This window comes from Nakamurella flava, from assembly GCF_005298075.1.
In the GTDB taxonomy this organism is placed as follows: Bacteria; Actinomycetota; Actinomycetes; order Mycobacteriales; family Nakamurellaceae; genus Nakamurella; species Nakamurella flava.
This window is the reverse complement of the sequence record NZ_SZZH01000002.1, coordinates 63,463-89,442: the sequence shown is the minus strand read 5'-3', so window position 1 is coordinate 89,442 and position 25,980 is coordinate 63,463. Positions and strand designations below refer to the sequence as shown.

Below are 25,980 nucleotides of genomic sequence, written 5' to 3'. Positions count from 1 at the left end.
GCATCGGGCCGAATCTCCCGCCGGGACCCTTCGGGAACTTCGGCCTTCCTTCGGAGTTCTGCGCATCCCCTGGAGCTGCGGAAACGGGCTCCAAGTGCGATACCGTCCCGAAGGTTCCCGAACGGTCTCGGGCGGTGCTCGGCGAGGTGACGGATGCAGCAGCCCCCCGGCGATCGCGGGCGAGAAGCAGACGCGATCGCCGCTGGCCAGCGGGCTGGTCGCCGCGGTGGTGGGAAGCGGGCGCTCCCGGCAGCGATCGCTGACCCCTACCGCCGGGAGTTGACCGAGCTGCTGGACAAGTTGTTCCAAGCGACGGGCAAGACGCAGCGCGCAGTCGCCGACCTAGCGTTTGTGGTCCCATCGAGGGTCTCGGAAACTTTGCGGGGAGTTGGGGATCCCCCTTCCCCGGACACGGTTGGAAGGATCGCCCGGGCGCTGGGTGCTACGGAAGAGCAACGGCACCGGGCCGAGGAACTCGTTCGACTCATCGGAACGCCGGCCCCGTGGGTTCTGGGCGGGGACAAGCCCCGCGACCATGTCTCTATGCGGGCAGCTGGTCGCCGTCCCGGTGATGGGCACAGCGGCGACTTATTCACCGGCCGGTCCTTGGCAGTCGACCGGGTCCGAGGCTGGCTAACCGCAGCGAGCCCCCCGGGAACGCCGTTAGTGGTGACGGGTCAACCCGGCGCGGGCAAGTCTTCGGTGGTGGCCCGCGCGGCCCGGGACCTGGAGACCTCCGGCGTTGGCGGCGGTTTGTTCTTCCACGCCCGCGGGAGCACCAGCGACGAGCTGCTTACCGCCGTTCAGACCCTGGCTGGGGACCCGAGCATCACCGACACCGAAGGGTGGCTCTCGCACCTGCGACGACAGATCGCCGGCGGGACGCCGCCGATGCTGGTAGTGGTCGATGCGCTCGACGAAGCGATCAGCCGCTCGGAGATCACCCGGATCAGCCAGTTACTAACCACGGTCGCCGCCCAGCCCGCGTCCCGGGTTGTCGTCGCCACCCGCCGCGGCCGCGGCGACCAGCTGCTGCGTCACATCGGAATCCGGAACAACGACGACGCCAACCTGGTCGACCTGGACAGCGACACCTACTTCGACCCTGCGGACCTGCAGCGGGTGGCGACCAGACATCTCACCCAAGCCGCCGCCAACGAATACCCGGGATGGGCGGAGGGCGCCTGGATGCGGTACCGCGCCGACCGCATCCTGGCCGATCGCCTGGCGGCGGTCGTCGCCCGCCGCGCGGACCGCAACTTCCTAGTTGCCGCGTTCGCCGCCCACTCCCTGTCGCTCATGCGCGAGGTATGGGACCCGGCCGACCCAGATTTCGACGACAATCGCATCCCCTCCAGCGTGGCGGAGGCGTTCAGCAAGTACTTCGACACCATCAGCGACGAGCGACAACGGTTCCGGACCGGCCGCATGCTCACCGCACTGGCCTTCGCTCGAGGCCCAGGCCTGGACGACGACACCTGGCTGCTCTTCGCCGACGCCCTCGGCCTGGCCGCCACCCGCGAGGACGTTCAGCAGTTGCGCCACTCATCCGTTGCGGACTACCTCCTGGAAACCGAGCCCGACGGGCACGGCCTGGGTGTTCGCACCCGCCTCTATCACCAAGCCCTGGTCGACCAGCTACTCAACCTTGCCGAACCATCGAACTACGCCGAACCCGACGACGCGCTCCGCATCTTCCGGCGACTCACCCCCATTGGTCCTGACGGCTGGGCAAAAGCCAACACCTACCTTCAGCGTTACATGGCCGACCACGCAGCCGCCGCCAATGAACTGCTCACCCTGCTGCAACAGCCCGGGTATCTCGCCGTCGCCGACCTCACCCGTGTCGTACCGGCCCTACCTTCCCAGCCCGTCGGCGAACTCCGAGAAGTGGCGGCGATTCTACGTAGCTGCGTTCACCGGACCGGCGGGCTGGATCGGCTTCAGCGGACGTTGTTGCTCGCCCAGGCAGCAGCCCACCTTGGTTTTACGGCCTGGCAACGTCTGTTCACCAACGAGGTTGGGGTACTAGGCGGACCGACACTGCTATGGGCGCAGGCCCTATCGGGGGCCGCCCACCAAATCCTCATCGGTGATGCGATCAGTGCTAGAGGTGTCGCTTTCGGGCACGCAACCGTTGCTAGCGGAGTCGCTACCGGGCAGATCGGCGGCCGGGACGTCATTGTCGCCGGCGGCTGGGATGGCAGCGTACGAGTCTGGGATATCGACGGCCAACTCGTCGGCGGCGTTACCGACCGAATGACAATATCTACACGGTCGAGATTGGGTCGTTCGGTGGCCAAGATGTGATTGTGACCGGCGGCTGGGATGGCACAGCACGGATCTGGGATATCGACGGCCAGCTCGTCGGCATCCTCACCGGCCACCACCGCCGAATCAACGCTATCGCGATTGGCTCGATCGGCGGCCAGGACGTCATCGTCACCGGTAGCGAAGACGGCACCGCACGGATCTGGGACATCGACGGCCAGCTCGTCGGCATCCTCACCGATCACCACCGCCGAATCAACGCTATCGCGATTGGCGGCCAGGACGTCATCATCACCGGCGACGCCGACGGCACCGCACGGATCTGGAAAATCGACGGCCAGCTCGTCGGCATCCTCACCGACCTCCACCGCCGGATTACTGCGGTCACCATTGGATCGCTGGGCGGCCAGGACGTCATCGTCACCGGCGACGCCGACGGCACCGCACGGATCTGGAACATCGACGGCCAACCAGTGCGCGCCCCGCTCACCGGCCACGACGGGCCGATCTTGACCGCCGCCGTTGGATCGTTGAGCGGCCAGGACGTCATCATCACCGGCAGCGCCGACGGCACCGCACGGATCTGGAACATCGACGGCCACCCCGCGGACACCCCTGTCACCGGCCACCACGGCCGGATCAGTGCGCTCGCGACTGGGCCGTTGGGCGGCCAGGACGTCATCGTCACCGGCGACGCCGACGGCACCGTACGGATCTGGAAAATCGACGGCCAGCTCGTCGGCATCCTCACCGACCTCCACCGCCGGATTACTGCGGTCACCATTGGATCGCTGGGCGGCCAGGACGTCATCGTCACCGGCAGCGCCGACGGCACCGCACGGATCTGGAACATCGACGGCCAACTCGTCGGCATCCTCACCGGACATGACCGCCAGATCAGTGCGGTAGCGACTGGATCGCTGGGCGGCCAGGACGTCATCGTCACCGGCAGCGAAGACGGCACCGCACGGATCTGGAGCCTCGACGGCCGGCCCCTGCGCGCCCCGCTCACCGGCCACTACCGCCGGATCAGTGCGCTCGCGATTGGATCGCTGGGCGGCCAGGACGTCATCGTCACCGGCAGCGCCGACGGCAGCGCACGGATCTGGGACATCGACGGCCACCCCGCGGACACCCCCTTCACCGGCCACCGCGGCCGGATCACTGCGGTCGCGATCGGACCGGTCGGTGGCCAGGACGTCATCGTCACCGGCAGCGAAGACGCCACCGCACGGATCTGGGACATCGACGGCCGACCCGTCGGCACCCTCACCGGCCACCACCGCCGAATCAACGCGATCGCGATTAGATCGCGTGGCGGCCAGAACGCCATCGTCACCGCGGGTGCGGACTACACCCTTCGAACCTGGAACCAGCACTGGACCGAAACGCACTGCATTCCATCAATCTCGCGGGTCTCTGCTGCCGTCATCAGCGGATCACTGGTGTACGCGGCGGTCGGGCCAGCGCTTGTCGCCTGGCGTTTCCCCTAACCGACCCGGATTTACAGCCCCGGCTTGCGTTGTCGCCGTTTCACCGCTCTCAACTGAGCCTAATGTGACCTGTTGGTCAGAGGGGTGAATGTCTCGGAAGGAGAGCTAGGAACCAGTGGGGGCCGTCCAAGGCGCCTCCGGATCAGCCAGAGTGTCGGATCGGGGTGAGCGGCGGATCCCTGCTGAGCTGGTCGAGCTGATCGAGGGTTTGGCGCTGCGGCGACCGCCGCCGCAGATCGCTCAGGTCCATCGGATCGTGGCGGGGGTGGCGGTCGAGCGCGGTCTGCCGGCGCCGTCGTACAACTCGGTGCGGCGGGTCATCAGGCGGCTGGACCGCGGCCTGGTCGCGTTGGCCCATCACGACCCGTACGTCTATCGCGACCAGTTCGAACTGGTGCTGCGGCGGGAGGCCCTACAGCCCAATGACGTGTGGCAGGCCGACCACACCGAGCTCGACGTCCAGATACGGGACGGGTCGGGTCGGGCCGTCCGGCCGTGGTTGACGGTCGTTCTGGACGAACATTCACGGGCTGTCGCCGGCTACGCCCTGTTCCTGGGCAGCCCGACTGCTATACAGACCGCATTGGCGTTGCGACAGGCGATCTGGCGAAAAGCTGATCCCCGGTGGCCGGTCTGCGCGATCCCGGCGACGCTGTACTCCGACCACGGCGCCGACTTCACCAGCACCCACATCGCACACGTCTGCGCGGACCTGCGGATGCAACTGGTCCATTCCACTCCAGGTCGACCACGCGGCCGCGGCAAAGGGGAACGGTTCTTCGGGACCATCACTACCGAGCTGCTCCCCACGCTTGCGGGGCACATCCCGCCGGGCAACCACGGCCGGCCGGTGACTCCACCTTCGTTGACGGTCACGCAGCTCGACGAAGCGGTCGGAGAGTGGATCGTCGGCACCTATCTGCAACGCGAGCATCCCGAAACCCAGCAGAGTCCGGCGCAGCGGTGGACCACCGGAGGCTGGCTCCCGCGCATGCCCGAGTCACTAGAGGCGCTCGACCTACTGCTGCTCACCGTGCGAACCCCGCGGAAGGTGCAACGCGACGGGATCCACCTGCACGGTCTGCGGTACTTCGCCACCACACTGGCGCCCTACGTCGGAGAAGCAGTCACCGTCCGGTACGACCCCCGGGACCTCGCCGAGATCCGGGTCTACCACCGTGACAAGTTCCTTTGCCGGGCCGTTGCCCCCGAAATCGCCGCCGCGGCCATCTCGATGCACGACCTGCAGGCCGCCCGCAACGAGCGGCGCCGCGAGCCTCGTCAGCACCTCACCGCACGCCGAAGCCTGGCCGAACTGCTCAACAACCCCCAACCGGCGCGAGGGAATACGGCGGCGGCCCCGGTCGCGCCGGACGCGGCTGACGGACTGCGCTTGAAGCTCTACCAAGAGGATTGATCGGACAGCGGAGGGCGAACGGCATGGCTGAGCAGGTGCAATGGGCCCATCTACCCCGCCCGCCGCGCGCTCTACTCCGATCACGGCTCCGACTTCACCAGCAGCCACATCGCCCAGGTCTGCGCCGATTTCGAAGTCGAGATCATCCACTCGTCTCCCGGTCGCCCCCGCGGCCGCGGCAAGGTCGAGCGGTTCTTGGGCACCATCACCACCGAACTGCTACCGACCCTGCCCTGGCCCATCCCGGCCTAGCAATCAGGGCAAACCGATAAGCGAGCCCGCGTTGACGGTCTCGCAGCTCGACGCCCCCGGTCGAGCGTTCGTTGCCGACGACTACTAGCCACTGTGACACGTCACGATCGCTGCTTCTATTGACGACCAACACGTCCGGTTCTATAACGATTTGGCTCATCTCATGCGGACAGAGCACCGATATGCCATAGTCCTCCAACGGCGCTTGGCGAGGAGCACGCGATGAAGGTTTCTAAACTAGGTGTTCCGGCTGTTCTTGTGCTTTTCGGAAGCTTGCTGCCTCCAGCGCCGGCAGTTTCAGCCGCACCGGAGCCGACGACTGCGACCAGCTCTGTAGACGGGTCAGGCGCCGATCCCAGCTTCGGGACCAACACGTCGAGTCCCGGCGATCCGTTACCGAACAACCCGATCTCTCAAACAGGAAACGATCCGCAAGCAGAAGCATACGCCAAAGAGTTTGATATTGAATATGGCGAGGCCCTAAAGAGACTGCATGCCCGAGAGGCATTTTATGCAACATTCGCCCGGTCAAGTCCGGCGATCGACTACGTCGAATTGAAGCACGACCCGTTTACCTTGCATCGTTGCATCTGTGGATGGTAATCTTAAAATGCCCCAAGATATTGAGGGGTATCCGGTAGTCCAAACAACTTCTAAGATACGACACGACGACCTCGTGGCTGTCGCGGATCGACTTGCCGGCATCTTGCGGGCGGCGAAGGTGATCTTTGAGACCACTGCAGACGACCGAACCGCGGTCGTTACTGTCAACTACGCGGGAGATCTACCTACCAGTCTTAAAGGGAAACTGGAATCTTCTATAGGAAATCCGGCTGTCAGCCTAGAGATGAACTCGGTTCCACTACAGCAGCTACCGCAACCGGCCGCTCGAAGGTTTCGGGGTGGCGATCTCTAGGTGGGTACCCAATACGCTTGCACAACCAGCTGGGCGACGAGAGATTCCGACGGCGAAGTGACAATGATGAGCGCCGGACACTGCGACAACAGTGGTACGTATCAAGGCGTTACGCTGCAATATAAAGGCGAATTTTACTTCACCAACTACGACTGGCAGTTGTGGCGGGGGTCCGGGATGGACATCCGGGCCAGGTTCTACGACGGTTCACAGTATCAACCCGTATTAGGGTACTCCCCCGGGGTGCCCGCATATAATGACCTCGTTTGCAAGTACGGGCGAACCTTAGGCGCGCGCTGCGGTCGAGTGATCAGCACGATCGAAGCACCTTCCTATGTACCTAACGCGACCAACACTTTTATCAAGGTGCACAGCGATGCGTATGCGGTAACCGCAGGGGGGGACAGTGGCGGACCGGTGTACGTCGGACGTATCGCATTCGGTCTGATCTCCGGGGTGGTCAACAGTAATGGCGACATGATTTACAACCGCGCCGGTTACCTATTCGATAACGGTAAACGGATCCTAATTGCGAACGACTTGACGTCGGGCGAAACGATTAATCCGGATCTTTTGAACTACCGGATCGCCTTCAACTCACAGTACAAGCTCACCATGCAACCCGACGGCAATCTAGTTCTTTACAAAAACAACTGAGCTATCTGGGCCACCAGCTTCTATTCGGGATTCCAGGGAGTTTCGGGTAGCCGGGTAGCGATGCAGTCTGACGGGAATTTGGTGGTCTATTCGCCTAATAATACTCCAACATGGGCAGCGAGCTGGGACGGTCTAAGTCCGGTAGGCGCAAGCGAGTTGCTTGTCCAAGATGACGGCAACATGGTCATCTATACCGCTAGCGGTTCTCCGCGATGGGCCACCTACACGAGCTAGGTCGTGTCTAACCACCTCGAATCATTGCTGGTAAAACAAAGCATCAGGACTGGCGGTGTGGGACGTGCGTAACTCGAAACCTGCTGCAACCGCTACCGCGACTGTACTCGCGGTAGCGGTTGCGGCAGTTGCTGCCTCATGCGCGCGCTCCCCGCAGCAGTCGGAGATCGAGCTTCTGGAGTTTCCTGCCAACGGCATCGTCCCTGCGGCTCTGTCCTACGGCTCACTCGTGCGTGTGGGCCAGTGCCTCGAATTCCACGGGTCTGGCAATAGTGAGGGCCGCGGAGTTTTAGTATTCGACGAGGCACTTAATGCATCAATCGAAAACGACGAGCTCGATGTTAAAGAAATTCGGCTTCGGATACCGTCCGACGGCGCTCCGTCGCCGCTGGTGAGCCTAGTCGGAGGAAACTTGAGCGACGATCCGGCGACCACTAGTAAAATTTCCGGCCCTAAAGACCTGCCTTGTAACGGCGGAAGCAAGCTTCTAGTGGGAGATATGACGTTAGGGGCACCCAGTTTGTCCACAACGGTGGAGACCTCCGGCTAGCAATCGATCATTCGGTGGCCACCATGCTCGCCAGGCGCTTAATATCCTGTTCAACAGGTCTTAACCGAGTTAATGGGTCGACCAGATTATAGGCCGGACGGTGGTACGAACGGCCCGACGCCGCCCCGTACGAGAGCCTGACCCGCGAGGATTTGAGGGCTTTGACCCCCGATGAACGGCAGCATCGCGACGCCATCGGCTACCCGAACGACTTCTACGTGGTGTGGGTTTACGCCGGGTACACCCCGGACGAGATCGAACGCTGGTACCCGGTCGTGCGATACCGCTCGCTTGGACGGTGGCGTTCAGCTCTCGAGCGACGGCTGCGATGGACAGACGGTCATCCTCATACAGTTGGCGCAGCTGCATGGCCGTCGGTCGATCGATAGGGACTGCGGAACCGTGTTGCCGGTTCTTGAGCGTGGCGACCGGTGGGGGCAGGCCTGCTTCGGCGAACCACCGGCGAACGGTGATGGGGGAGACCGCTAAACGGCGAGCGATGGCCGGCGCGGTCATTTCGAGGCCCAGCTGGGCGAGGACCTCACGGGCGGGTGGGGTCAGTTGCCGCTTGTACCCGCCGCTGCTGACCGAACGGATCTGGATGCCGGTCGACGAGCTACTGACTTGCGGTGATCTGGGCGACGGCGAAGTGATCGGCGAGGGCGGCCACGGGCAGCGACTTGACGATGTACATCTGGTGCAGGGTTGCCCGACCTAGGCTCTTCCTGGACGGTCTGGGCACCTTGGAACCTCTCTGAAACGGGCTAGATCATTCTTCCCGCTGCTACCCGGCGATGAGGAAGGAAAGGGGGCAATCGATAAGCGTCGGCGGGGGCTGGCTGACTCCTCGTTCCCAGCGGGCCCAGCGCGCTTGCGCCCGCCGGTAGAGCAGGTACCCGCCGGCTCCGAGTAGGACCACCGTCGTCATGCAGCACCACATGAACGGCGACTCATGGGCGTCCGCGTCGCTGCGCGGCGGGAACGCGACCACTGCAGCGATCAGGACGACCGCGAAGATGAAGAACGCAGCGATCGCGTAGAGGGTGGCGACTGTGAGGGGACTGAGCGGCGGCGGGGTGTCAGCTTGTCCCAGGGCTCGTTGCCGGCGTCGCATCTGGGTCAGCTCACGGCGACCGGCGACCCGGGAGGCCAGGAACAGCGCGCCTGCGGTCAGCAGGCTCTCCATCGAGCACAGCAGGGTAGCGGCCGGCGAGGATGTGCGGAGAGGAGCTCCGACAAGCGAAGTGGTCCTGACCAGACTTCTCAGTCGAACAGCGAACGAGCCGGCTGCCCCCGGACGCCCTAGGGCCGGACCGATCATCAGGGCCGAGCAAGTTCGTCCAGTGAGATCGAGGGGTCGAATCCGCCCCACACGAATTGCAGGGGTGAGTTCGGGGCGGTGGCCGACCGCACCCCCTGGTCGGTGTCCACAAATGCGCAGAATTGGTGCTGTGTGCAGTAATACTCCCCGGTGGCAGGGTCGCGCTTGAGTAGCCAGAGGACACGCTCGGTGGGCAGACCGGGTACCTGGATCTCCGCGTTCTCGCTGGTGACCGTCTGTGGATAGCTGAAGACGACCCGCAGTTCCGTGGAACCGTCGACCGGCCCCTCTTCCGGTCGGACGATGAGACCCACCGAGCCGAAGGGCTTTTCCTCTGTCTCGGGAGACAGCGAAACGATCTTCCCGATGAATCTGACGTCCGAACGCTGCGACAGATCCTCGAACGACTGCGGTTGGAAACTGGGATATCCCGCGACATTTGCCGCGATCAACCAGAACGTGTCGAACCGAGGGGACTCCGGCTTCAGCTCGACCGGTACTGGCGGCACCAGATCAGCGCGGATCGCCGTCACTCCATCAACGACCGTCTCGCGGGGGAGGTCTGCCATCCGAGTCGGCCCGTCGGTCGATTCTGTCGATCGGGCCGTCGAGTTCGTCGGGGACACATCCACGCCCGGAGCCTGGGCTGTGGGTGCGGCTGTCCCACACCCAGCGATCAGAAGCGTTCCTGCGGCGAAGCACCCGAGACCGCAGGTCATTCGCGTCACGACTCGCGTTCGATTCCACATTCGGCTCACCTGTGACCGTCGAGCTGCTGGGGCGCATTCGGTCAGCTCGGTCGACGAGCCAACCCTGGCTAGGCTTGAATCGCGAACCATACCGTCGCAGGTCGCGCTGACGCCATGAGAAGCCGACACGGGATCCGGACCGCCGAACCCGGATCTATTGCGGACGACGTCAGAGTGGGGGAATCGGCCGGCCGAGCGCGCGACCGTCCTTGTCCACGGCCTGGACGGAGGCGACCGGTGCAGCGGTGTCGGGGATGAAGGTGACGAAGGTGGTCTGGTCCGATCTGCCCGCGTCCAACTGCGCGGCAGGCAGGGTGGTGACGACACCGGCCGTGTCGGTCAGGGAAATGGTGGCGGCGTCGCCGGTCATTCGTCCCCACACGTAGGTTCCGCCGTTTCCCGGTGTCGTGGCCAGGTAGGTGATCGGTTGGTCGGCTCCGAGTGGGGCGGCGCTGGCGGAGATCGCCGGGGCGGTGGACCGCACCAGCAGACAGAGTGTTCGGGCACCTTCGTCGATCGGCTGATCGGGGTTCAGCGGCTCGAAGTAGACGGCCGCGAAGAGCGGCCCGCCATTGCTGTCGGCCAATTCGATGTCCGAAGTGTTCAGCAGGGCGCCGACTGCGGTGGGGTCGCAGGTTTGACCGGTCGGAGCCGGCTGAGGGATGTCCCAGGGCTCGGGTGAGGGTGTGACCGTCCTCTCGGCGACAACGCTCGAGTCGCGGTAGAACCGTACGACCCCCTCGTCGGCGTGCGGGATGGTGAACACCCGGTCCGCCCCGAATTCGATCAGCTCGGCGGAGTCCCGAGTCGGCGCGGAAACGTCTGTCGGTACGAATTCGACTCGGGTCACGGAGCTGTCGACCAGGCCGAAGACGATCTGATCCTGCAGTGCATCAGTGGTCAGGAAATAGTGGACGGGCCCCGACGCATTCTGGCTGAAGGTGGCGCCACCGCGCGGGGACTGGTCGAAACACACGGTCGACCCGACGACGCCCAACCTGGCACCCTCGCCGAAAACCGCGGTCGGCAGGTACACGGCCCGTTCGGTGGTGACCGGTCCGCCCGGCTGGGGACAGCTGAAACCGGGAGCCGGGGCCTGCACGACCGCCGTCGTCCCGCCACCTCCGACCGACGGCGCGGGACGTCCGACCACCGACCCCACGGTGATGACCGTGACCGCCGCAGCGACCGCACCGAGGCTGGCCCGCCTCTCCCACGTCCTCGTGCGCGTCCGGGGCGGGTCCACCCGTTCTCGGCTGTCTGGCGCTGACTGCGGTGCGGTCGAGCCGCTTGAAGACGCCGCGATCACCTGCTCCACCAAGGCGTCGATCTGTGCCGGCCGGAGGGTGGGCAGCTCGTGGTCACGTGGCGTCCCCGCCTGTCGGATGGTGATCACGATTGCCCCCTCCATGGCGAACCGATGGCCAACCGACTCAGCTCGACCGGGGATTGCTGATCCAACAGAGCCTTCAGGCGCCGGCGGGCCCGGGAGAGGCGGGTGCGGGCCGCGGTCGCGTTGATCCCGAGGACGTGTGCGGCCTGCCCGGGAGTGAGGTCCTCCCAGGCCACCAGGCAGATCACTTCGCGATCGGCTTCGCTGAGCTTCCCCAGGGCTGTGCGGATCCGTTCGGCGGACTCGTCGCGATCGAACCAACGGTCCGCATCGCCGTGGTTCTCACGGACGGCCGACAGCAGCGCATCCCCCAACCGTTCACGACGACGCTCTCCGCGAAGGTGGTTGCTCATCGTCAACCGGGCCACCCCGAACAGCCACAATCGGGCCTGTTGCCCTAGGGGGACCTCAGCGATCCGACGCCACGCCACCAGGAACACCTCGGACGTCACATCGGCGGCGTCTTCTACCGTCTCGGCCCGGCGGCAGGCGAAACCGAACAACGCCTGCCAGTGCTCCTCGTACAACGCCCGGAAGCGTTGACGACCATCCACGACATCCACACTCGTGACATGTCCGGACCGCGCTGAACGTGACACCCCACCCTCTCGCTGCGGAGGGGGGCGGCGCCACAGCAGCACCCGGATCTCAGAGGGCACGACGGCCCGTGACGACTAACTCGACCCTGCCGGTGACGTGTCGTTCAGGACCGAACCGTCCGCGCTGAACGCATCGATGCGGTGCACATCGAGCCTGCGGGGATACACGAGTGCAGCCACCCGACCGCCCAGGCGGGAGGCGTCCCCGTGCAGGATCAGATCCTCCCGGGTGCCGTCGGACAGGACGACCACGATGGCCGAGACCGTCGGGCTGGCTCGGATGATCAGTTGAGACGGCCCGATGTCGTTAGCGCCCCAGGTCAGCTGCAGGTGTCCCGACGATGGTCGTCCCGGACCCCGACTGCCGAGGCCCCACAGCCGTTGACCGCCGACAGTCGTGACGCGCAGCGCGGTCGTCACCTGGTCGGCGCGGCCATCGATTTCGAGGACCCAGCGGTCGCCGTCGACAGAGATGCCGTCCGCGAGAACGTCCATGGATTTCCATCCTGCCCGCGTCGCCCGGCGAACAAAAGGCCGTTCCGCTACAACCGCACGCCGACGAACACCGGCTCCGGCTCCAGCGTCACGGTGAACGCGTCGCGCACCCCGTCGCGGATCTCCCGGGCCAGCGCGACGAGATCCTCGGTGGTGCCGTCACCGCGGTTGGTCAGGGCCAGCGTGTGCTTGGTGGACAGGCTGACCCGGCCACCCGGGCCGGGGTGGCCCTTGGCGAATCCGGCGCGCTCGATGAGCCAGGCGGCCGACCACTTCACCCTGCCGTCCTCGGCCGGGTAGGCCGGCCAGACCGTCTCGGCGCCGAGCCGCACGCGGACCGCGTCACCGGCCACCGCGGCCTGCTCGGTGGTCAGCAGCGGATTGGTGAAGAACGACCCGACGCTCCAGGTGTCCTTGTCCTCCGGATCCAGCACCATGCCTTTGCCGCGGCGCAGCCCGAGCACCGCCTCGCGCACGGCCGCCGCCGGGGCGGTGCCACCGACCGGCACCCCGAGAGTGCGGGCCAGTTCCGCGTACCGCACCGTCACCGGGCGAGTGGTCAGCCGGAATTCGACCGCCGTCACCACCGCGCGATCGGTGCCGCGCAGCACCGACGACCGGTAGGCCAGTCGCAGCTCGTCGGCGGTCAGCCGCCCCACCTCACCCGTCGCCCGGTCGACCACCTGCACGGCGACCAGCACGTCCGAGACCTCGGTGCCGTACGCACCCACGTTCTGCACCGGCGTCGCCCCCGTCGACCCGGGAATCCCGGACAGCGGTGCCAGCTCGCCGTACCCGGCGTCGACCAGCTCGGCGACCGCGGCATCCCAGTCCACCCCGGCACCGACGGTGGCGACGACCGCATCGGCCGACCCGGCGTCCGGGACCACGTGCACGCCGGGGACGGCCACCCGCAGCACCGGGTCGGGGACCCCGGCGTCGGCGATCACGAGGTTCGAACCGCCACCCAGCACCAGCAGGCCGGAATCGGACCGCACCGCTTCCCGTACCCCGGCCACCACGTCGTCCACCGACGCCGCGATCCGCAACTCCGGGGCCGGGCCACCCAACCGCAGGGTCGTCAGTTCGGCCAGGGCGACGGGGGTGGGGGCGGCAGCCGGCGGGGTTGTGGTCGACACGCAGCCCAGGGTAGGGCCGCGCAGCGACGTCGCGGCCCGCCCGCGCCACCCGATCGGTGGACGACCACCCACGTCAGGGGTGCGGGACCTACCCTCGACCGATGACGGTGACCCCACGTCGCACCGGCCCCCGGCGAGCCCGGACCAGCCGACTCCGGCCGGCGCTCGGTGTGCTCCTGCTGGCCCTGACCGTGCTGGCCTCCGGCTGCGCCACCGGCTCCCTGCGCGACGAGGTCGTCACCGTCACGTCCACCGCGATGGCCGCCCCCGCCTCGTCCGCCGCCCCGACCACGAAGGTCCGGTTCAGCGCGACCCCGGCCTTCGGCACCACCGATCTCGCCCCGGACGCCACCGTCTCGTTGACCGTCTTCTCCGGCACCATCGCCGACCTGACCGTCAAAGCCGACGACGGCACCACGGTCACCGGTGCCCTGTCCGACGACAAGTCGACGTGGACCCTGGACCAGCGCCTGGCCTACAACACCGTCTACACGTTCAGCGGGACGGCGGCCGCCCGCGACGGCAGCGGATCCATCCCCATCAGCGGCACCATGACGACCGTCAAACCGCAGAACACGATCCGCGCCTCGTTCCAGATCCCGCCGGGCACCACCGTCGGGGTGGCCGCGCCGATCGTCATCACGTTCGCCGAACCCATCGAGGACAAGGCCGCCGCGCAACGGACCTTCACCGTCACCACCGACAAGGGCGACATCGACGGGTCCTGGGGCTGGTTGCAGGACGAGGACATCCAGAACACCGGGACCAAACAGTCGATCGTGCATTTCCGACCCGCCCAGTACTGGCCCGCGTACACGAACGTCCACGTCGAGGCCAAGCTGGCCGGCGTCAACTACGGCAACGGCGCCTGGGGCGAGGAGGACATCAGCACCGACTTCACCATCGGCCGCAAACAGGTGGTGCAGGCCGACGTCACCTCGTTCCACATGGTCGTGCTGGTCGACGACAAGGTGGTCAAGAACTACCCCGTCTCCTACGGCAAGGAGTCGGTGCCCGGCCGGGCCACCGTCAGCGGCATCCACGTCGTCACCGAGAAGCACCCGACGTTCGAGATGTGCAACCAGCAGTTCGACTACTGCGGTGTCAACGAGAAATGGGCCGTGCGCATCAACAACAACGGCGAGTTCATCCACGAGAACCCGCAGGCCGCGCCCTACCTGGGCAAGGAGAACGTCTCCCACGGCTGCATCAACATGGGCTCACCCGACGCCGAGGAGTACTACAACTCCGCGCTCTACGGCGACCCCGTCGAAGTCACCAACACCGGGGTGGCCATGTCGGAGAAGGACTACATCTACGACTGGACGTACCCGTACGACAAGTGGCAGGCCCTCTCGGCGCTCTGACCCGACCGTCAGCGGTACCGTGACCAACGATCATGGACACTGCCCCCGCGCTCCGCCGGATCGCCACCATCTCGCTGCACACGTCGCCGCTGGCCCAGCCGGGCACCGGTGACGCGGGAGGCATGAACGTCTACATCGACCAGACCACCCGGCGGCTCGCCGCCCGCGGCATCGAGGTCGAGGTGTTCACCCGGGCCACGTCCGCCCACCAGGAACCGGTCACCGAGGTCGCCCCCGGCGTGCTGGTCCGGCACATCGTGGCCGGCCCGTTCGGGGGCCTGGACAAGGACCAGCTGCCCGGCGAGCTGTGCTCCTTCACCGCCGGCGTGCTCCGCGCGGAAGCCCGCCGCGACCCCGGCCACTACGACCTGCTGCACGCCCACTACTGGCTGTCCGGTCAGGTCGGGTACCTGGCGAAAGACCGCTGGGGCGTGCCCCTGGTCTTCACCGCCCACACCCTGGCCAAGGTGAAGAACGCCGCCCTGGCCCAGGGCGACCGTCCTGAACCGCGGGGTCGGCTGCTCGGCGAGGAACAGGTCGTGGCCGAGGCCGACCGACTGGTGGCCAACACCTCCGCCGAGGCCCGCGAACTGGTCGACCTCTACCGGGCCGACCCGGCGCGGGTGGACGTCGTGCCGCCCGGCGTCGACCTCGACGTCTTCCGTCCCGCCCCGGACCGACGAGCCGCCCGCGCCGCGGCCCGGTCGGAGCTCGGGCTACCCGCCGACGACCGCATCGTCGTCTTCGCCGGCCGGGTGCAACCGCTCAAGGCCCCCGACGTCCTGGTCTCCGCCCTCGCCGTCCTGCTCGCCCGGCACCCCGACGAGCCGTGGCGGCTCGTCGTGGTCGGCGGCCGGTCCGGCGGCTCCACGGAGAACAACTGGCTGGTCGACCTCGCCGAGCAGCTGGGTGTCCGCGACCACGTCGACGTCCGGCCCCCCGTCCCCGCGGCGCAGCTGGCCCGGGTCTTCACCGCCGCCGACCTCGTCGCCGTCCCCAGCCACAACGAGTCGTTCGGGCTCGTCGCCCTGGAGGCCCAGGCGACCGGCACCCCGGTGGTCGCCGCCGCGGTGGGCGGGCTGACGACGGCGGTGGCCGGCGAGATCAGTGGCGTTCTCGTCGACGGGCACGATCCCGCGGACTGGGCGACCGCCCTGGCCCGGGTCGCCCTCGACCCGGCCCTGGCCGCCCGGATGGGCGAGGCCGCCGCCCGGCACGCGGCCCGGTTCTCCTGGGAGGTCACCGTGGACGGACTCATCGACAGCTACACGCGGGCCGTCGCCGCCGTCCGATCGGACAGCGTCCGCCGCGAGCAGGCCGGCTGGTTCCTGGGCGGACACGTCGACCGGGCCCGAACCACGCCCGGACGCATCCTGCAGGCCGGCCGATGACCAGTCCGCTGGACGCCGACGGCCTCGCGGCCACCCTGGACGCACTGGCCGTGGCCTACGAGCAGACCGAACCGGGCGCCTTCCTGGTGACGCTGCCCGGCGAACGCCGCCACCGCACCCTGGTCTGGTTGATGCTCGGCCGCCACCACCTGCTCATCGAGTCGTTCGTCTGCCGGGCCCCGGACGAGAACGCACCCGACGTGCACGCCTTCCTGTTGCGCCGCAACGCCACCCTGCGCTCCGTCGCCTACGCCATCGACGCCGCCGGGGACATCCACCTGGTCGGCCGGGTCGCCCGGGCGGCCGTCACCGCCGACGAGGTGGACGCCATCCTGGGGATGGTGCTGGCCACCTCGGACGCCGACTTCAACGCCATCCTGGAACGCGGCTTCGCCTCCGCCATCCGGCGGGAGTGGGCCTGGCGGACGTCCACGGGGCAGTCCGTCCGCAACCTGCAGGCCTTCCGGCATCTTGTCGCCGACTGACCCGGACCCGACGTCGATGCGTGGGCGACCGTCGCGTGAACATCGGCGAAACCCCCGTGCGAGTACCCCGAAAGGATGCCTCGGGCGGCTGACTCACTCGGTCCGAGCTGGGTAGAGTTTGCCGCAGCACCACGGTCGGCCGTTCGGGTCGTCATCCGCCCGGGGGGACGGATGCACGAGCGAAGCCCCGGGGTGCGAAGGGCAGACCTCTCGCAACGGCGGCGGGTGTAGTTCGAGGTGCTTGGGGGAGTGCCGGTGGGTCGGAGCGAAACCGTCGCGGCGTCATGGCGTCGTCGACTGGCCGCCCTGGGAACGGTGCTCGCAGTGTCGGCCGGGCTCTTCAGCGCCGGAATGGTCACGGGAGCCGGCACCGTCGGCGCCGCCGAGCTCCCCGTCTGCATCCCCGGCCAGGAGGCCGTCACTGCGGCGGGCACCGGCACGCCCGCCCCGCTGGGCAACCTGCAGGGCCTGCCCGACGACGCCGCGGACGGCGGGGTCTTCGACCGGATCGCCGTCGACGGCGAGCAGCTCCGCAACGCGGCCACCATCACGGCGGTCGGCCGGCAGATGGGTATCACCGACCGCGGTATCCGCGTCGGGATCGCCGTCGCCGCCCAGCAGTCCAGCCTGCGCTCGGACGCCGTCAACAACGACTGGCTGGGCCTGTTCCAGCAGAACCCGGTCGAATACACCGAGTACCAGCGCACCGACCCCGCCGGCGCCGCCTGGATGTTCTACCAGCGGCTGCTCGCCGTCGACCCCGGCTACGACACCGACACCCGCACCGACTGGGAGATCGGCGACCTCGTCCAGCTCACCACCACCGGCTACCGGTTCGAGCCCTACGAGGGCATGGCCGCAGCGATGGTGCGCGAACTCGGCGACAAGGTGACCCTCCAGCAGGACGACGCCGTCTGCATCCCCGCGGCGACCTCGGCGGCCACCGACACCGGGTCCGTCTTCGACCCGGGCAACATCGTCAGCGACGAGGTCTTCTACAACACCGGCGCGATGACCGTCGACGCCATCCGGGCCTTCATCGCCCGGCAGGGCGAGAACTGCACCGGCGCCTGGTGTCTGAAGAACCTGCGGGTCACCACCACCGACCAGCCGGCCGACCAGTACTGCACCGCCTACGCCGGGGCGGCGAACGAGGACGCGGCCGCCGTCATCGCGAAGGTCTCCACCGCCTGCGGGATCAACCCGCAGGTCATGCTGGTCACCCTGCAGAAGGAGTCCAGCCTGCTCGACCGGACCACGGTCGACGCCAGCACCTACGACGCCGCCTGGGGCTGGCACTGCCCCGACACCGGGCCCGGCGGGACGGCCAACTGCGACCCCGAGCACGCCGGGTTCTTCAACCAGGGCTACGGCATGGCCAAGCAGTGGGCCCGCTACAAGGTCGACCCGGCCAAGTACAACTACCGGGCCGGACAGACCGTCGACATCCTGTGGAACGTCGCCGAATCCGGCTGTGGTGCCGCCCCGGTGACGATCAAGAACACCGCCACCGCCTCGCTGTACAACTACACGCCGTACCAGCCGAACGCCGCCGCGCTGGCCGCTTACCCGGGCACGGGCGACAAGTGCTCGGCCTACGGCAACCGCAACTTCTTCTACCTGTTCCGCACCTACTTCTCCTCGACCGGCGGTGGCACCACCTCCGCCACCCTGGCCACCGGCCCCACCCTGACCATTCCGCGCAGCCCCTACGTCTCGGCCGCGCTGGCCGGACAGACCATCACCGCCCCCAACGAGCAGGTCGCCAAGGGCCTGGCCGCCGGGTTCGCCTCCCTGGGCCTGCCCTACGTGTGGGGCGGCGGCGGATCGGGTGCCGGCGCCAACAACGGCTGCCAGCGCGGCGGGGGACAGTTCAACAGCTGCGGCCCGGCCATCGGCTTCGACTGCTCCGGCCTCACCGCCTACGTGCTCGGCCAGGCCGGCTACACCATCCCCGGTGACTCCGGCTCGCAGCGGGCGACCGCCCGCACCGTCAGCTGGGCGGAGGCCCAGCCCGGTGACGTCGTCGGCTTCCCCGGCCACGTGGCCGTCTACCTCGGCACGTTCGGCGGACGGCCCTACATCCTCGAGGCGTCCTGGGTCGGCACCCCGGTGCACATCGTCCCGCTGACCCGGACCGACGTCGACGCCCGGCTCTACCGGTTCTGGGACGGACCGTCCTCCGGGGCTCCGATCACCGACAGCGCGAGCCCGAGCGCCCCGTCGGGCAGCGCGGCCGGTTCCGACCTGGCGGCCGGTCTGGCCGCCGCCGGACGGGCCGTCTCCGACGCCGTGAACTCCGCCACCGGCGGTAGCACCGTGACCGGCTCGACTACGCGGCCCGCGGGTGACCGCGGCGCGGCCGTCGGCGCCTCTCTCGTCTGGACCCCGCACATCGTCCCGGTGCCCTATCCGACCACCGGCGCGGCCTCGCCGGCGGTCACTCCGCGGCCGTTCCCGGCACCGGTCACCGCGCCCGACCCGGCCCCCGAGGTCACGACCAGCGTGGACGTGACGCCCTCGACGACTGTCGCGTCCAGCTCGGCCGCGGCTTCCACCCGGGAGGCTACGGAAGCGGCCTCCTCCGTCACCTCGACCCCGACGAGTGCGCCGACCCCGACGGGCCCGTCGTCTGCGGCCGAGTCGACCACCGGCGCGAGCGCGGCACCGCAGGCATCCACGCCGGTGACTACCGCGCCCCACACGACGGGGTCGGCCACCGCGTCGTCGTCCGGCAGTGCCACGTCGTCCGGCAGTGCCACGTCGGCCAGCAGTGCCACGTCGTCGAGCAGCGCTGCCTCGTCCAGTGCGGCCGCGCCGTCCAGCGCCTCGACTCCGACGACCGCGTCGTCCGTTCCGGCGCCAACCACGTCGGTCGGCAGCAGGCCGGCCCAGTCCAGCAGCGCGGCCCCGACAACGACCACTCCGTCGGCGGCGACTGCCGAGCCGCTGGTGTGCCCGACCGCCGTCCTCGGCGCGCCGACCACGACCGGACCGGTGTCGTCCACCAGTACGGCGGCGACCCCGACGACGGCCACCTCGCCGACGACGGCCACCTCGCCGACGACGGCCATACCGACGACGACGACCCCGACGACCAGTACGGCGCCGCCGTGTGTCGTTCCCGGCGGGGTGGAGCGGCCGGTCGAGGCGGCGGACGGGGCCGATCAGGGAGGCGCGACCCGGGACGGCGACCGTCACCCCAGCGAGCCGCGGCCGGCCGCCAACACCTCGCCCGCGGCGCTGCCGGCGGACGCCAAGCCGCGGCGCAGCCAGGCCCGCCACAGCTGATCCGGGCGCTTCCCGAACGGTCCGCGCAGGCGTTCCGCGGCGTGCTCAGACAACCGGGGGGTCCGCCCTGCCCGGCGTCGGTCACTCGGGCACACTGACAGCCATGACTGCGACTCTGATCCTCATGCGTCACGGCGAGAGCACGTGGAACAAGCTGAACCTGTTCACCGGCTGGGTCGACGTGCCGCTGTCCGAGAAGGGCACGGCCGAGGCTTCCCGCGCGGGTGAACTGTTGAAGGACAACGGAGTCCTGCCCGACGTGCTGCACACCTCGCTGCTGCGGCGCGCCATCACCACCGCCAACCTGGCCCTGGACGCGGCCGACCGGCTGTGGATCCCGGTCCGCCGTTCCTGGCGCCTGAATGAACGGCACTATGGCGACCTGCAGGGCAAGGACAAGAAGGAGACCCTGCAGACCTACGGCGAGGACCAGTTCATGCTCTGGCGCCGCTCCTACGACACCCCGCCGCCGCCCATCAGCGACACCAACGAGTACTCGCAGGCAGGCGACCCCCGGTACGCCGACCTCGGCGACGAGGCGCCCAAGACCGAGTGCCTGGCCGACGTCGTGGCCCGTATGGAGTCCTACCTGTACGGCCCGATCTTCGACGACCTGCGCGCCGGCAAGACCGTGCTGGTCGCCGCGCACGGCAATTCGCTGCGCGCCGTGGTCAAGATGCTCGACGGCATCACCGACGAGGGCATCGCCAAGGTGAACCTGCCGACCGGTATCCCGCTGCGGTACGAACTGGACGACGACATGAAGCCGGTCACCGCCGGCGGTGAGTACCTCGACCCTGACGCGGCGGCCGCCGCCATCACCGCCGTCGCCAACCAGGGGCGCTGACCCCGAGCCGTCCGTCACCCGCCACCCGAACGGTGTGCGCACCGGTCACCCGGATGCCCTCGACACGACGTCGTGGGGGGCCTCCGGGCGACCGGGGGATGAACAGTCGGTGAAGGGCCCCGCGGCGACCTGCGGTTCTTGGTCACCGACCGCGTCAGCCGACGGTCACCGCAGGTGTCGGCCCCTACCATTCTGGTTGTGTCGGCCTGGGCGTATCTGGTGGTCGCACTGGTCGGGATCGCCGGTGCGGCGGCCGGGTTCGTGGCCGGTGTGGTCGTCGCTGAACGCCGCTTCGAGAACCGGCCGGAAGCCCGCCGCGCCGAGTCCGACGCCGCCCTGGCCGTCGAGGTCGTCCGCCGTTCGGCCACCGGCTATCTGGTGCTGGACGCCGAGGGCCACACCGAGCTCGCCAACGACCGGGCGTCCGAACTGGGGGCGCTGCGCGCCGGGGTCATCGACGAGGCCATCGCGGACGCCGCCGACCGCACCCGGGTGTCCGGGGAACCGATCGACGTCAAGCTCAACCCGCCGCCCGCCCTACCGAACCTCGCCGGTGTCATCACCCGCACCCCGACCGCGGTGACGGCCATCGTGCAGGCCGTCGACGGCGGCCGGGTGCTGGTCTCGGTCACCGACGAGTCCGCCGCCCGCCGGGTCGAGGACGTCCGCCGTGACTTCATCGCCAACGTCTCGCACGAGCTCAAGACCCCGGTCAGTTCCATGGGCCTGCTCGCCGAGGCCGCCCTGGACGCCAGCGACGACCCGGAAGCTGTACGGCATTTCGTCGCCAAGCTGCACTCCGAGTCGGTGCGGCTCGGCACTCTGGTCAACGAGCTGATCTCGCTGTCGCGGTTGCAGGGTGCCGAACCGCTGCTCGACCTGGTGCCGGTGGAGATCGACGGCGTCGTGGACGAGGCTCTGAACCGGGTCGCGACCCGGGCCGAGGCCAGCGGCATCACCCTGGCCAGCGACGGTCCGAGTGGCCTGGTGGTGCGCGGCGATCGCACCCTGCTCGTCACTGCCCTGACCAATCTGATCGACAACGCGGTCCAGTACTCGCCGGCCGGTACCCCGGTCTCCATCAGCCGGGCCCAGCGCGACGGCATGGTCCGGCTCGCGGTCACCGATCGCGGGATCGGCATCTCCGGCGAGAACCAGCGCCGCATCTTCGAACGCTTCTTCCGCGTCGACCCGGCCCGGTCGCGGGCCACCGGCGGTACCGGTCTCGGCCTGGCCATCGTCAAGCACATCGCGGCCAACCACGGTGGCACGGCGACGGTCTGGAGCCGCCCCGGCACCGGGTCGACGTTCACCCTGATCCTGCCGGTCCTCACCGCCCCTCGATCCGCACCCGGCCCGGCCGGTGTCCCGGCCGACCCGAGCCCCGGGTCGTCCCTTTCGCCGCTAGGAGGCGTCTGAATGAAGGTCCTGATCGTCGAGGACGAGGAGGCCATGGCCGAGCCGCTGGCTTATCTGCTGCGCAAGGAGGGCTTCGACACCGTCCTGGCCCCGGACGGTCCCAGCGGGCTCGACGAGTTCGACCGCAACGGCGCCGACATCGTGCTGCTGGACGTCATGCTGCCCGGAATGAGCGGCACCGAGGTGTGCCGCCGGCTGCGAACCCGGTCGTCCGTCCCCGTCATCATGGTGACTGCGCGGGACGAGGAGATCGACAAGGTCGTCGGGCTGGAGATCGGGGCCGACGACTACATCACCAAGCCGTACTCGTCGCGCGAGCTGATCGCCCGTATCCGGGCGGTGCTGCGCCGCGGCTCGGACGCCGAGGAACCGGACCTGGCGGTACTCGAGGCCGGACCGGTCCGGATGGACGTCGACCGGCACGTGGTGAGCGTGCACGGGCAGCCGGTGTCGTTGCCGCTCAAGGAGTTCGACCTGCTGGAGTACCTCATCCGCAACGCCGGCCGGGTGCTCACCCGGGGGCAGCTGATCGACCGGGTGTGGGGGTCGGACTACGTGGGCGACACCAAGACCCTGGACGTCCACGTGAAGCGGCTCCGCGCCAAGATCGAGCCGGACCCGGCGGCCCCGCGGCACCTGGTCACTGTCCGCGGACTGGGGTACAAGCTCGAGGTCTGACCCCGATCCGGCGGTCGGACAGGTAGGTTCGAGAGCGGCAAGGGCGGGGGGCTCCGCCCTCCGCGTGATCGGTCGACGACTCGGAGGACGCCGCATGCGGGCGGTGCGTGTGCCCAGCATCCCGGTGGGCCTGTCCACGGCCAGCGTCTACCCGGGGGACGCCGAGACGGCGTTCCGGGCCGCTGCCGATTTCGGCTACGACGGGGTCGAGGTTCTCGTCCAGACCGACCCGGTCAGCCAGGACGCCGCGGCGCTCGCCGAGCTGTCCCAGCGCTACGAGGTCCCGGTGCTCTCGGTCCATTCGCCGTGTCTGCTGCTGACCGCCCGGGTGTGGTCCACCGATCCGGTGATCAAGATCGCGCGGTCGGTCGAGATGGCCGAACGACTGGGCGCGACGACCGTGGTGACTCACCCGCCCTTCGTCTGGCAGCGCAGCGCCGCCGCCCATTTCGACGATGCGGTCGCCGAGTTGCAGGAGCGCACCGACGTCCGGATCGCGGTGGAGAACATGTTCCCGTTGAAGGTGCGGGGCGCGCTGGTCAACTCCTACCGTCCGCACTGGAATCCCATCCCCGCCGGCCACCGGTGGTTCACCCTTGATCTGTCCCACACCGCGACCTCGCAGTCCGACGCCCTGGCGATGGCCGCCCAGATGGGTGACCGGCTCGGTCATCTGCATCTGGCCGACGGATCCGGCTCGGCGCGTGACGAACATCTGGTGCCCGGGCGAGGCGGTCAGCCGTGCGCGCAGATGTTGGAGTTGTTGGCGGGCAACGGTTTTGACGGCGCCGTCGTGCTGGAGATATCGACCCGGGGGCGTTCGGAGGCCGACCGGTCGACGGATCTGGCGGAAGCGTTGTCGTTCGCGCGTTTGCATCTGGCCATTCCGTCGAATGCCCCGAATACGGTGATTGGCCCGGGCGAGCATCGGGAACTGTGACGGTTCGAGTTCGGACAGTTCCTTCACGACGCATCGAGTGAATGCAGATGCTCGGCGGGCGAGCAGCTTTCGCCCGGTCGCGCGCTATTGTTGGTCCAGCTCGACACCGCATTCGACCTCTGAGACCGGGATTGCATATCCCCGCTCAGTATCCGCTTCCAGCCGGAAAGGCCCGCACCATGGCCCAGCAGACCACCATCACGCTCACCGACGACATCGACGGCGGGAAGGCGGTGGAGACCGTCTCCTTCGCGCTCGACGGCCGTAGCTACGAGATCGACCTGAGCAAGAAGAACGCCGCCGCCCTCCGGAAGGCGCTGGCCGATTTCACCGCCGCCGCCCGCAAGGTGCGCGGCGGGGCCAAGGCGTCGTCGTCCCGGGGTGCCCGCGGCGCGGCGGGTGCCGGCTCGACCGGCTCCGTGGACGCCCGCGCGGTCCGTGAGTGGGCGCAGGAGAACGGCATCACCGTGTCGGCGCGCGGGCGCGTCCCCGCGGACGTCCTGGAGCAGTACCAGGCCGCCACTTCCTGACCTCCCTCGTCACCGGCCGGCGCGGTGACGGCGCCGACCGGCGCGGATCGTGCCGCCACGTGCCGGTGACGGAGCTGCGGGGGCCGGGCGGAGCGGCCCGGTCCCCGTAGGATCGTCGGGTGGCCCTGCAGCTCTACGACACCGCGACCAGGTCCGTCCGACCCTTCGAGCCGCTGCGCCCCGGCATCGTCACCCTCTACAACTGCGGGGCGACGGTGCAATGGCACCCGCACATCGGACATCTGCGGGGCGCCGGAATCGTGTACGACGTGCTGCGCCGGTGGCTGCAGTACTCCGGTCACGAGGTGTGGCACGTCCGGAACGTGACGGACATCGACGACAAGATCCTGGCGAAGGCGGCCGAGGCCGGTCGACCCTGGTGGGAGTGGGCAGCCACCCACGAACGCAGTTTCGCCGACGCCTACGACACACTCGGCTGCCTGCGTCCGTCGATCGAACCCCGGGCGACCGGCCACATTCCGCAGATGCTGGCCATGATCGGCGACCTCATCGAGCGGGGCCATGCCTATGCCGCCGCGGGTGACGTCTATTTCGCGGTGCGCACCCAGTCCGATTACGGATTCCTGTCCGGTCAGCGCATCGACGAGATGACCCAGGGGGAGACGGAGGCCGGCGGAAAGCGCGATCCCGCCGACTTCACCATGTGGAAGGCCGCCAAACCCGGCGAACCGTTCTGGGATTCCCCCTGGGGGCCGGGGCGACCCGGATGGCACATCGAGTGCTCGGCGATGGCCCGCAGCTATCTCGGTGATCGGTTCGACATCCACGGTGGCGGACTGGATCTCATCTTCCCGCACCACGAGAACGAGGCGGCGCAGTCGCACGGCGTCGGTGACGAGTTCGCCCGGTACTGGATGCATTCGCACTGGGTCACCATGGCCGGCGAGAAGATGTCCAAATCGCTGGGGAACATCCTGTCCGTTCCCGCGATCACCGCGCACACCCGGCCGGTCGCGTTGCGGTATTACCTCATCAGCGTCCATTACCGGTCGTCGATCGAATACTCGCGGCCCGCACTGGACGACGCGGCCAAGGCCTACGAGCGCATCGAGGCATTCCTCGTGCGCGCGGCCGAGAAGGCCGACGGGGAACTGCCGGTGGGAACCGTGCCGCCGGCGTTCGCCGAAGCGATGGACGACGACCTGTCGGTGCCGCGCGCATTGGCCGTCATCCACGACCACGTCCGCCGGGGCAACGCGGCGCTGGCCGACCGGGACCTGGCCGCGGCCCTCGACCTGGCCGCAGCGGTGCGGGCGATGGTCGCCGTGCTCGGGGTCGACCCGTTCGCCGAGCCGTGGCGATCCACCACCCCGGGTCTGCGGGCCGGAGCCGACGGGGGCGCGCTGGTCGCGGCGACCGGCGAGCTGCTCCGGGATCTGCTGGCCGAACGGGCGGCCGCCCGGGCCGCCCGCGATTTCGCTCGTGCGGATGCCATCCGCAACCAGTTGGCGCACGCCGGTTTCGCCATCGAGGACACCGCCGACGGGCCGCAGTGGTCCGTGGCCGAGTCGCGCAGCTGACACCG

20 protein-coding genes are annotated in these 25,980 nt (G+C 68.4%); 14 read left to right on the top strand and 6 right to left on the bottom strand.

Annotation, left to right across the window (positions count from 1 at the left end; genetic code table 11):
- Positions 1 to 153: 153 nt before the first annotated feature.
- The 4 genes from FDO65_RS11485 (at position 154) to FDO65_RS11465 (ending at position 7,006) form a co-directional block, all read left to right on the top strand.
- Positions 154 to 2,310: an nSTAND1 domain-containing NTPase gene (locus FDO65_RS11485; RefSeq protein WP_137449862.1), complete on the top strand. Its 2,157-nt coding sequence runs from the start codon at positions 154 to 156 to the stop codon at positions 2,308 to 2,310.
- A gap of 2 nt (positions 2,311 to 2,312) precedes the next feature.
- A complete protein-coding gene (locus FDO65_RS11480) occupies positions 2,313 to 3,764 on the top strand; it encodes a WD40 repeat domain-containing protein (RefSeq protein WP_137449861.1) in 1,452 nt (483 codons plus the stop codon).
- Positions 3,765 to 3,915: 151 nt separating this feature from the next.
- Positions 3,916 to 5,181 (top strand): Mu transposase C-terminal domain-containing protein, encoded by a 1,266-nt coding sequence (locus FDO65_RS11475; protein WP_137449860.1) that lies wholly within the window; start codon positions 3,916 to 3,918, stop codon positions 5,179 to 5,181.
- Positions 5,182 to 6,349: 1,168 nt separating this feature from the next.
- On the top strand, positions 6,350 to 7,006 hold the full coding sequence (locus FDO65_RS11465) for a chymotrypsin family serine protease (RefSeq protein WP_137449859.1): 657 nt from the start codon (positions 6,350 to 6,352) through the stop codon (positions 7,004 to 7,006).
- 1,568 nt (positions 7,007 to 8,574) lie between these two features.
- Here FDO65_RS11465 and FDO65_RS11455 read toward each other — a convergent pair.
- The 6 genes from FDO65_RS11455 to FDO65_RS11430 all read right to left on the bottom strand — a co-directional run bounded on the left by FDO65_RS11455 (position 8,575) and on the right by FDO65_RS11430 (position 13,486).
- Positions 8,575 to 8,976, bottom strand: a complete 402-nt coding sequence (locus tag FDO65_RS11455; RefSeq protein WP_137449857.1) for a hypothetical protein — start codon at positions 8,974 to 8,976, stop codon at positions 8,575 to 8,577.
- Between the two features lie 134 nt (positions 8,977 to 9,110).
- The gene (locus tag FDO65_RS11450) at positions 9,111 to 9,743 is read right to left on the bottom strand and encodes a hypothetical protein (protein ID WP_137449856.1); all 633 of its coding nucleotides are present in this window, start codon (positions 9,741 to 9,743) and stop codon (positions 9,111 to 9,113) included.
- A 286-nt stretch (positions 9,744 to 10,029) separates the two neighbouring features.
- Positions 10,030 to 11,013: a hypothetical protein gene (locus tag FDO65_RS11445; RefSeq protein WP_137449855.1), complete on the bottom strand. Its 984-nt coding sequence runs from the start codon at positions 11,011 to 11,013 to the stop codon at positions 10,030 to 10,032.
- A 239-nt stretch (positions 11,014 to 11,252) separates the two neighbouring features.
- Positions 11,253 to 11,780 (bottom strand): RNA polymerase sigma factor, encoded by a 528-nt coding sequence (locus tag FDO65_RS11440; RefSeq protein ID WP_205849984.1) that lies wholly within the window; start codon positions 11,778 to 11,780, stop codon positions 11,253 to 11,255.
- 147 nt (positions 11,781 to 11,927) lie between these two features.
- Positions 11,928 to 12,347 carry a hypothetical protein gene (locus FDO65_RS11435; RefSeq protein ID WP_137449854.1) on the bottom strand — a complete coding sequence of 140 codons (420 nt, stop codon included), beginning with the start codon at positions 12,345 to 12,347 and terminating at the stop codon, positions 11,928 to 11,930.
- 47 nt (positions 12,348 to 12,394) lie between these two features.
- Entirely contained in the window at positions 12,395 to 13,486 is a 1,092-nt protein-coding gene (locus tag FDO65_RS11430; protein ID WP_137449853.1) for a UDP-N-acetylmuramate dehydrogenase, read from the bottom strand.
- Between the two features lie 101 nt (positions 13,487 to 13,587).
- Here FDO65_RS11430 and FDO65_RS11425 point away from each other — a divergent pair, with 101 nt between their 5' ends.
- The 10 genes from FDO65_RS11425 to cysS all read left to right on the top strand — a co-directional run bounded on the left by FDO65_RS11425 (position 13,588) and on the right by cysS (position 25,975).
- The gene (locus FDO65_RS11425) at positions 13,588 to 14,853 is read left to right on the top strand and encodes a L,D-transpeptidase (RefSeq protein WP_137449852.1); all 1,266 of its coding nucleotides are present in this window, start codon (positions 13,588 to 13,590) and stop codon (positions 14,851 to 14,853) included.
- Positions 14,854 to 14,885: 32 nt separating this feature from the next.
- Positions 14,886 to 16,244, top strand: coding sequence for a D-inositol-3-phosphate glycosyltransferase (gene mshA / locus FDO65_RS11420; RefSeq protein WP_137449851.1), 1,359 nt, complete (start codon positions 14,886 to 14,888; stop codon positions 16,242 to 16,244).
- Complete coding sequence (locus FDO65_RS11415; protein WP_137449850.1) at positions 16,241 to 16,729, top strand: type III secretion system chaperone family protein; 489 nt, start codon at positions 16,241 to 16,243, stop codon at positions 16,727 to 16,729. The genes mshA and FDO65_RS11415 overlap by 4 nt, the downstream gene beginning before the upstream one ends.
- 255 nt (positions 16,730 to 16,984) lie before the next feature.
- The gene (locus FDO65_RS11410; protein ID WP_137449849.1) at positions 16,985 to 20,020 is read left to right on the top strand and encodes a C40 family peptidase; all 3,036 of its coding nucleotides are present in this window, start codon (positions 16,985 to 16,987) and stop codon (positions 20,018 to 20,020) included.
- Positions 20,021 to 20,123: 103 nt separating this feature from the next.
- Positions 20,124 to 20,867: a phosphoglyceromutase gene (locus tag FDO65_RS11405; RefSeq protein ID WP_137449848.1), complete on the top strand. Its 744-nt coding sequence runs from the start codon at positions 20,124 to 20,126 to the stop codon at positions 20,865 to 20,867.
- Between the two features lie 198 nt (positions 20,868 to 21,065).
- A complete protein-coding gene (locus FDO65_RS11400) occupies positions 21,066 to 22,286 on the top strand; it encodes a sensor histidine kinase (RefSeq protein WP_240757564.1) in 1,221 nt (406 codons plus the stop codon).
- The gene (locus FDO65_RS11395; RefSeq protein WP_137449847.1) at positions 22,287 to 22,964 is read left to right on the top strand and encodes a response regulator transcription factor; all 678 of its coding nucleotides are present in this window, start codon (positions 22,287 to 22,289) and stop codon (positions 22,962 to 22,964) included. It abuts the gene before it with no gap.
- 94 nt (positions 22,965 to 23,058) lie between these two features.
- Complete coding sequence (locus FDO65_RS11390; RefSeq protein ID WP_137449846.1) at positions 23,059 to 23,904, top strand: sugar phosphate isomerase/epimerase family protein; 846 nt, start codon at positions 23,059 to 23,061, stop codon at positions 23,902 to 23,904.
- 179 nt (positions 23,905 to 24,083) lie between these two features.
- Positions 24,084 to 24,434: a histone-like nucleoid-structuring protein Lsr2 gene (locus FDO65_RS11385; protein WP_137449845.1), complete on the top strand. Its 351-nt coding sequence runs from the start codon at positions 24,084 to 24,086 to the stop codon at positions 24,432 to 24,434.
- A 119-nt stretch (positions 24,435 to 24,553) separates the two neighbouring features.
- Positions 24,554 to 25,975, top strand: coding sequence for a cysteine--tRNA ligase (gene cysS, locus FDO65_RS11380; protein WP_137449844.1), 1,422 nt, complete (start codon positions 24,554 to 24,556; stop codon positions 25,973 to 25,975).
- Positions 25,976 to 25,980: the final 5 nt, after the last annotated feature.

Excerpts from the sequence above, each read along its gene's own strand:
- FDO65_RS11485 (WP_137449862.1), top strand. The coding sequence starts at position 154 with ATGCAGCAGCCCCCCGGCGATCGCGGGCGAGAAGCAGACGCGATCGCC.
- FDO65_RS11455 (WP_137449857.1), bottom strand. The coding sequence starts at position 8,976 with ATGGAGAGCCTGCTGACCGCAGGCGCGCTGTTCCTGGCCTCCCGGGTC.
- FDO65_RS11435 (WP_137449854.1), bottom strand. The coding sequence starts at position 12,347 with ATGGACGTTCTCGCGGACGGCATCTCTGTCGACGGCGACCGCTGGGTC.
- FDO65_RS11425 (WP_137449852.1), top strand. The coding sequence starts at position 13,588 with ATGACGGTGACCCCACGTCGCACCGGCCCCCGGCGAGCCCGGACCAGC.
- mshA (WP_137449851.1), top strand. The coding sequence starts at position 14,886 with ATGGACACTGCCCCCGCGCTCCGCCGGATCGCCACCATCTCGCTGCAC.
- FDO65_RS11415 (WP_137449850.1), top strand. The coding sequence starts at position 16,241 with ATGACCAGTCCGCTGGACGCCGACGGCCTCGCGGCCACCCTGGACGCA.
- FDO65_RS11405 (WP_137449848.1), top strand. The coding sequence starts at position 20,124 with ATGACTGCGACTCTGATCCTCATGCGTCACGGCGAGAGCACGTGGAAC.
- FDO65_RS11395 (WP_137449847.1), top strand. The coding sequence starts at position 22,287 with ATGAAGGTCCTGATCGTCGAGGACGAGGAGGCCATGGCCGAGCCGCTG.
- FDO65_RS11390 (WP_137449846.1), top strand. The coding sequence starts at position 23,059 with ATGCGGGCGGTGCGTGTGCCCAGCATCCCGGTGGGCCTGTCCACGGCC.
- FDO65_RS11385 (WP_137449845.1), top strand. The coding sequence starts at position 24,084 with ATGGCCCAGCAGACCACCATCACGCTCACCGACGACATCGACGGCGGG.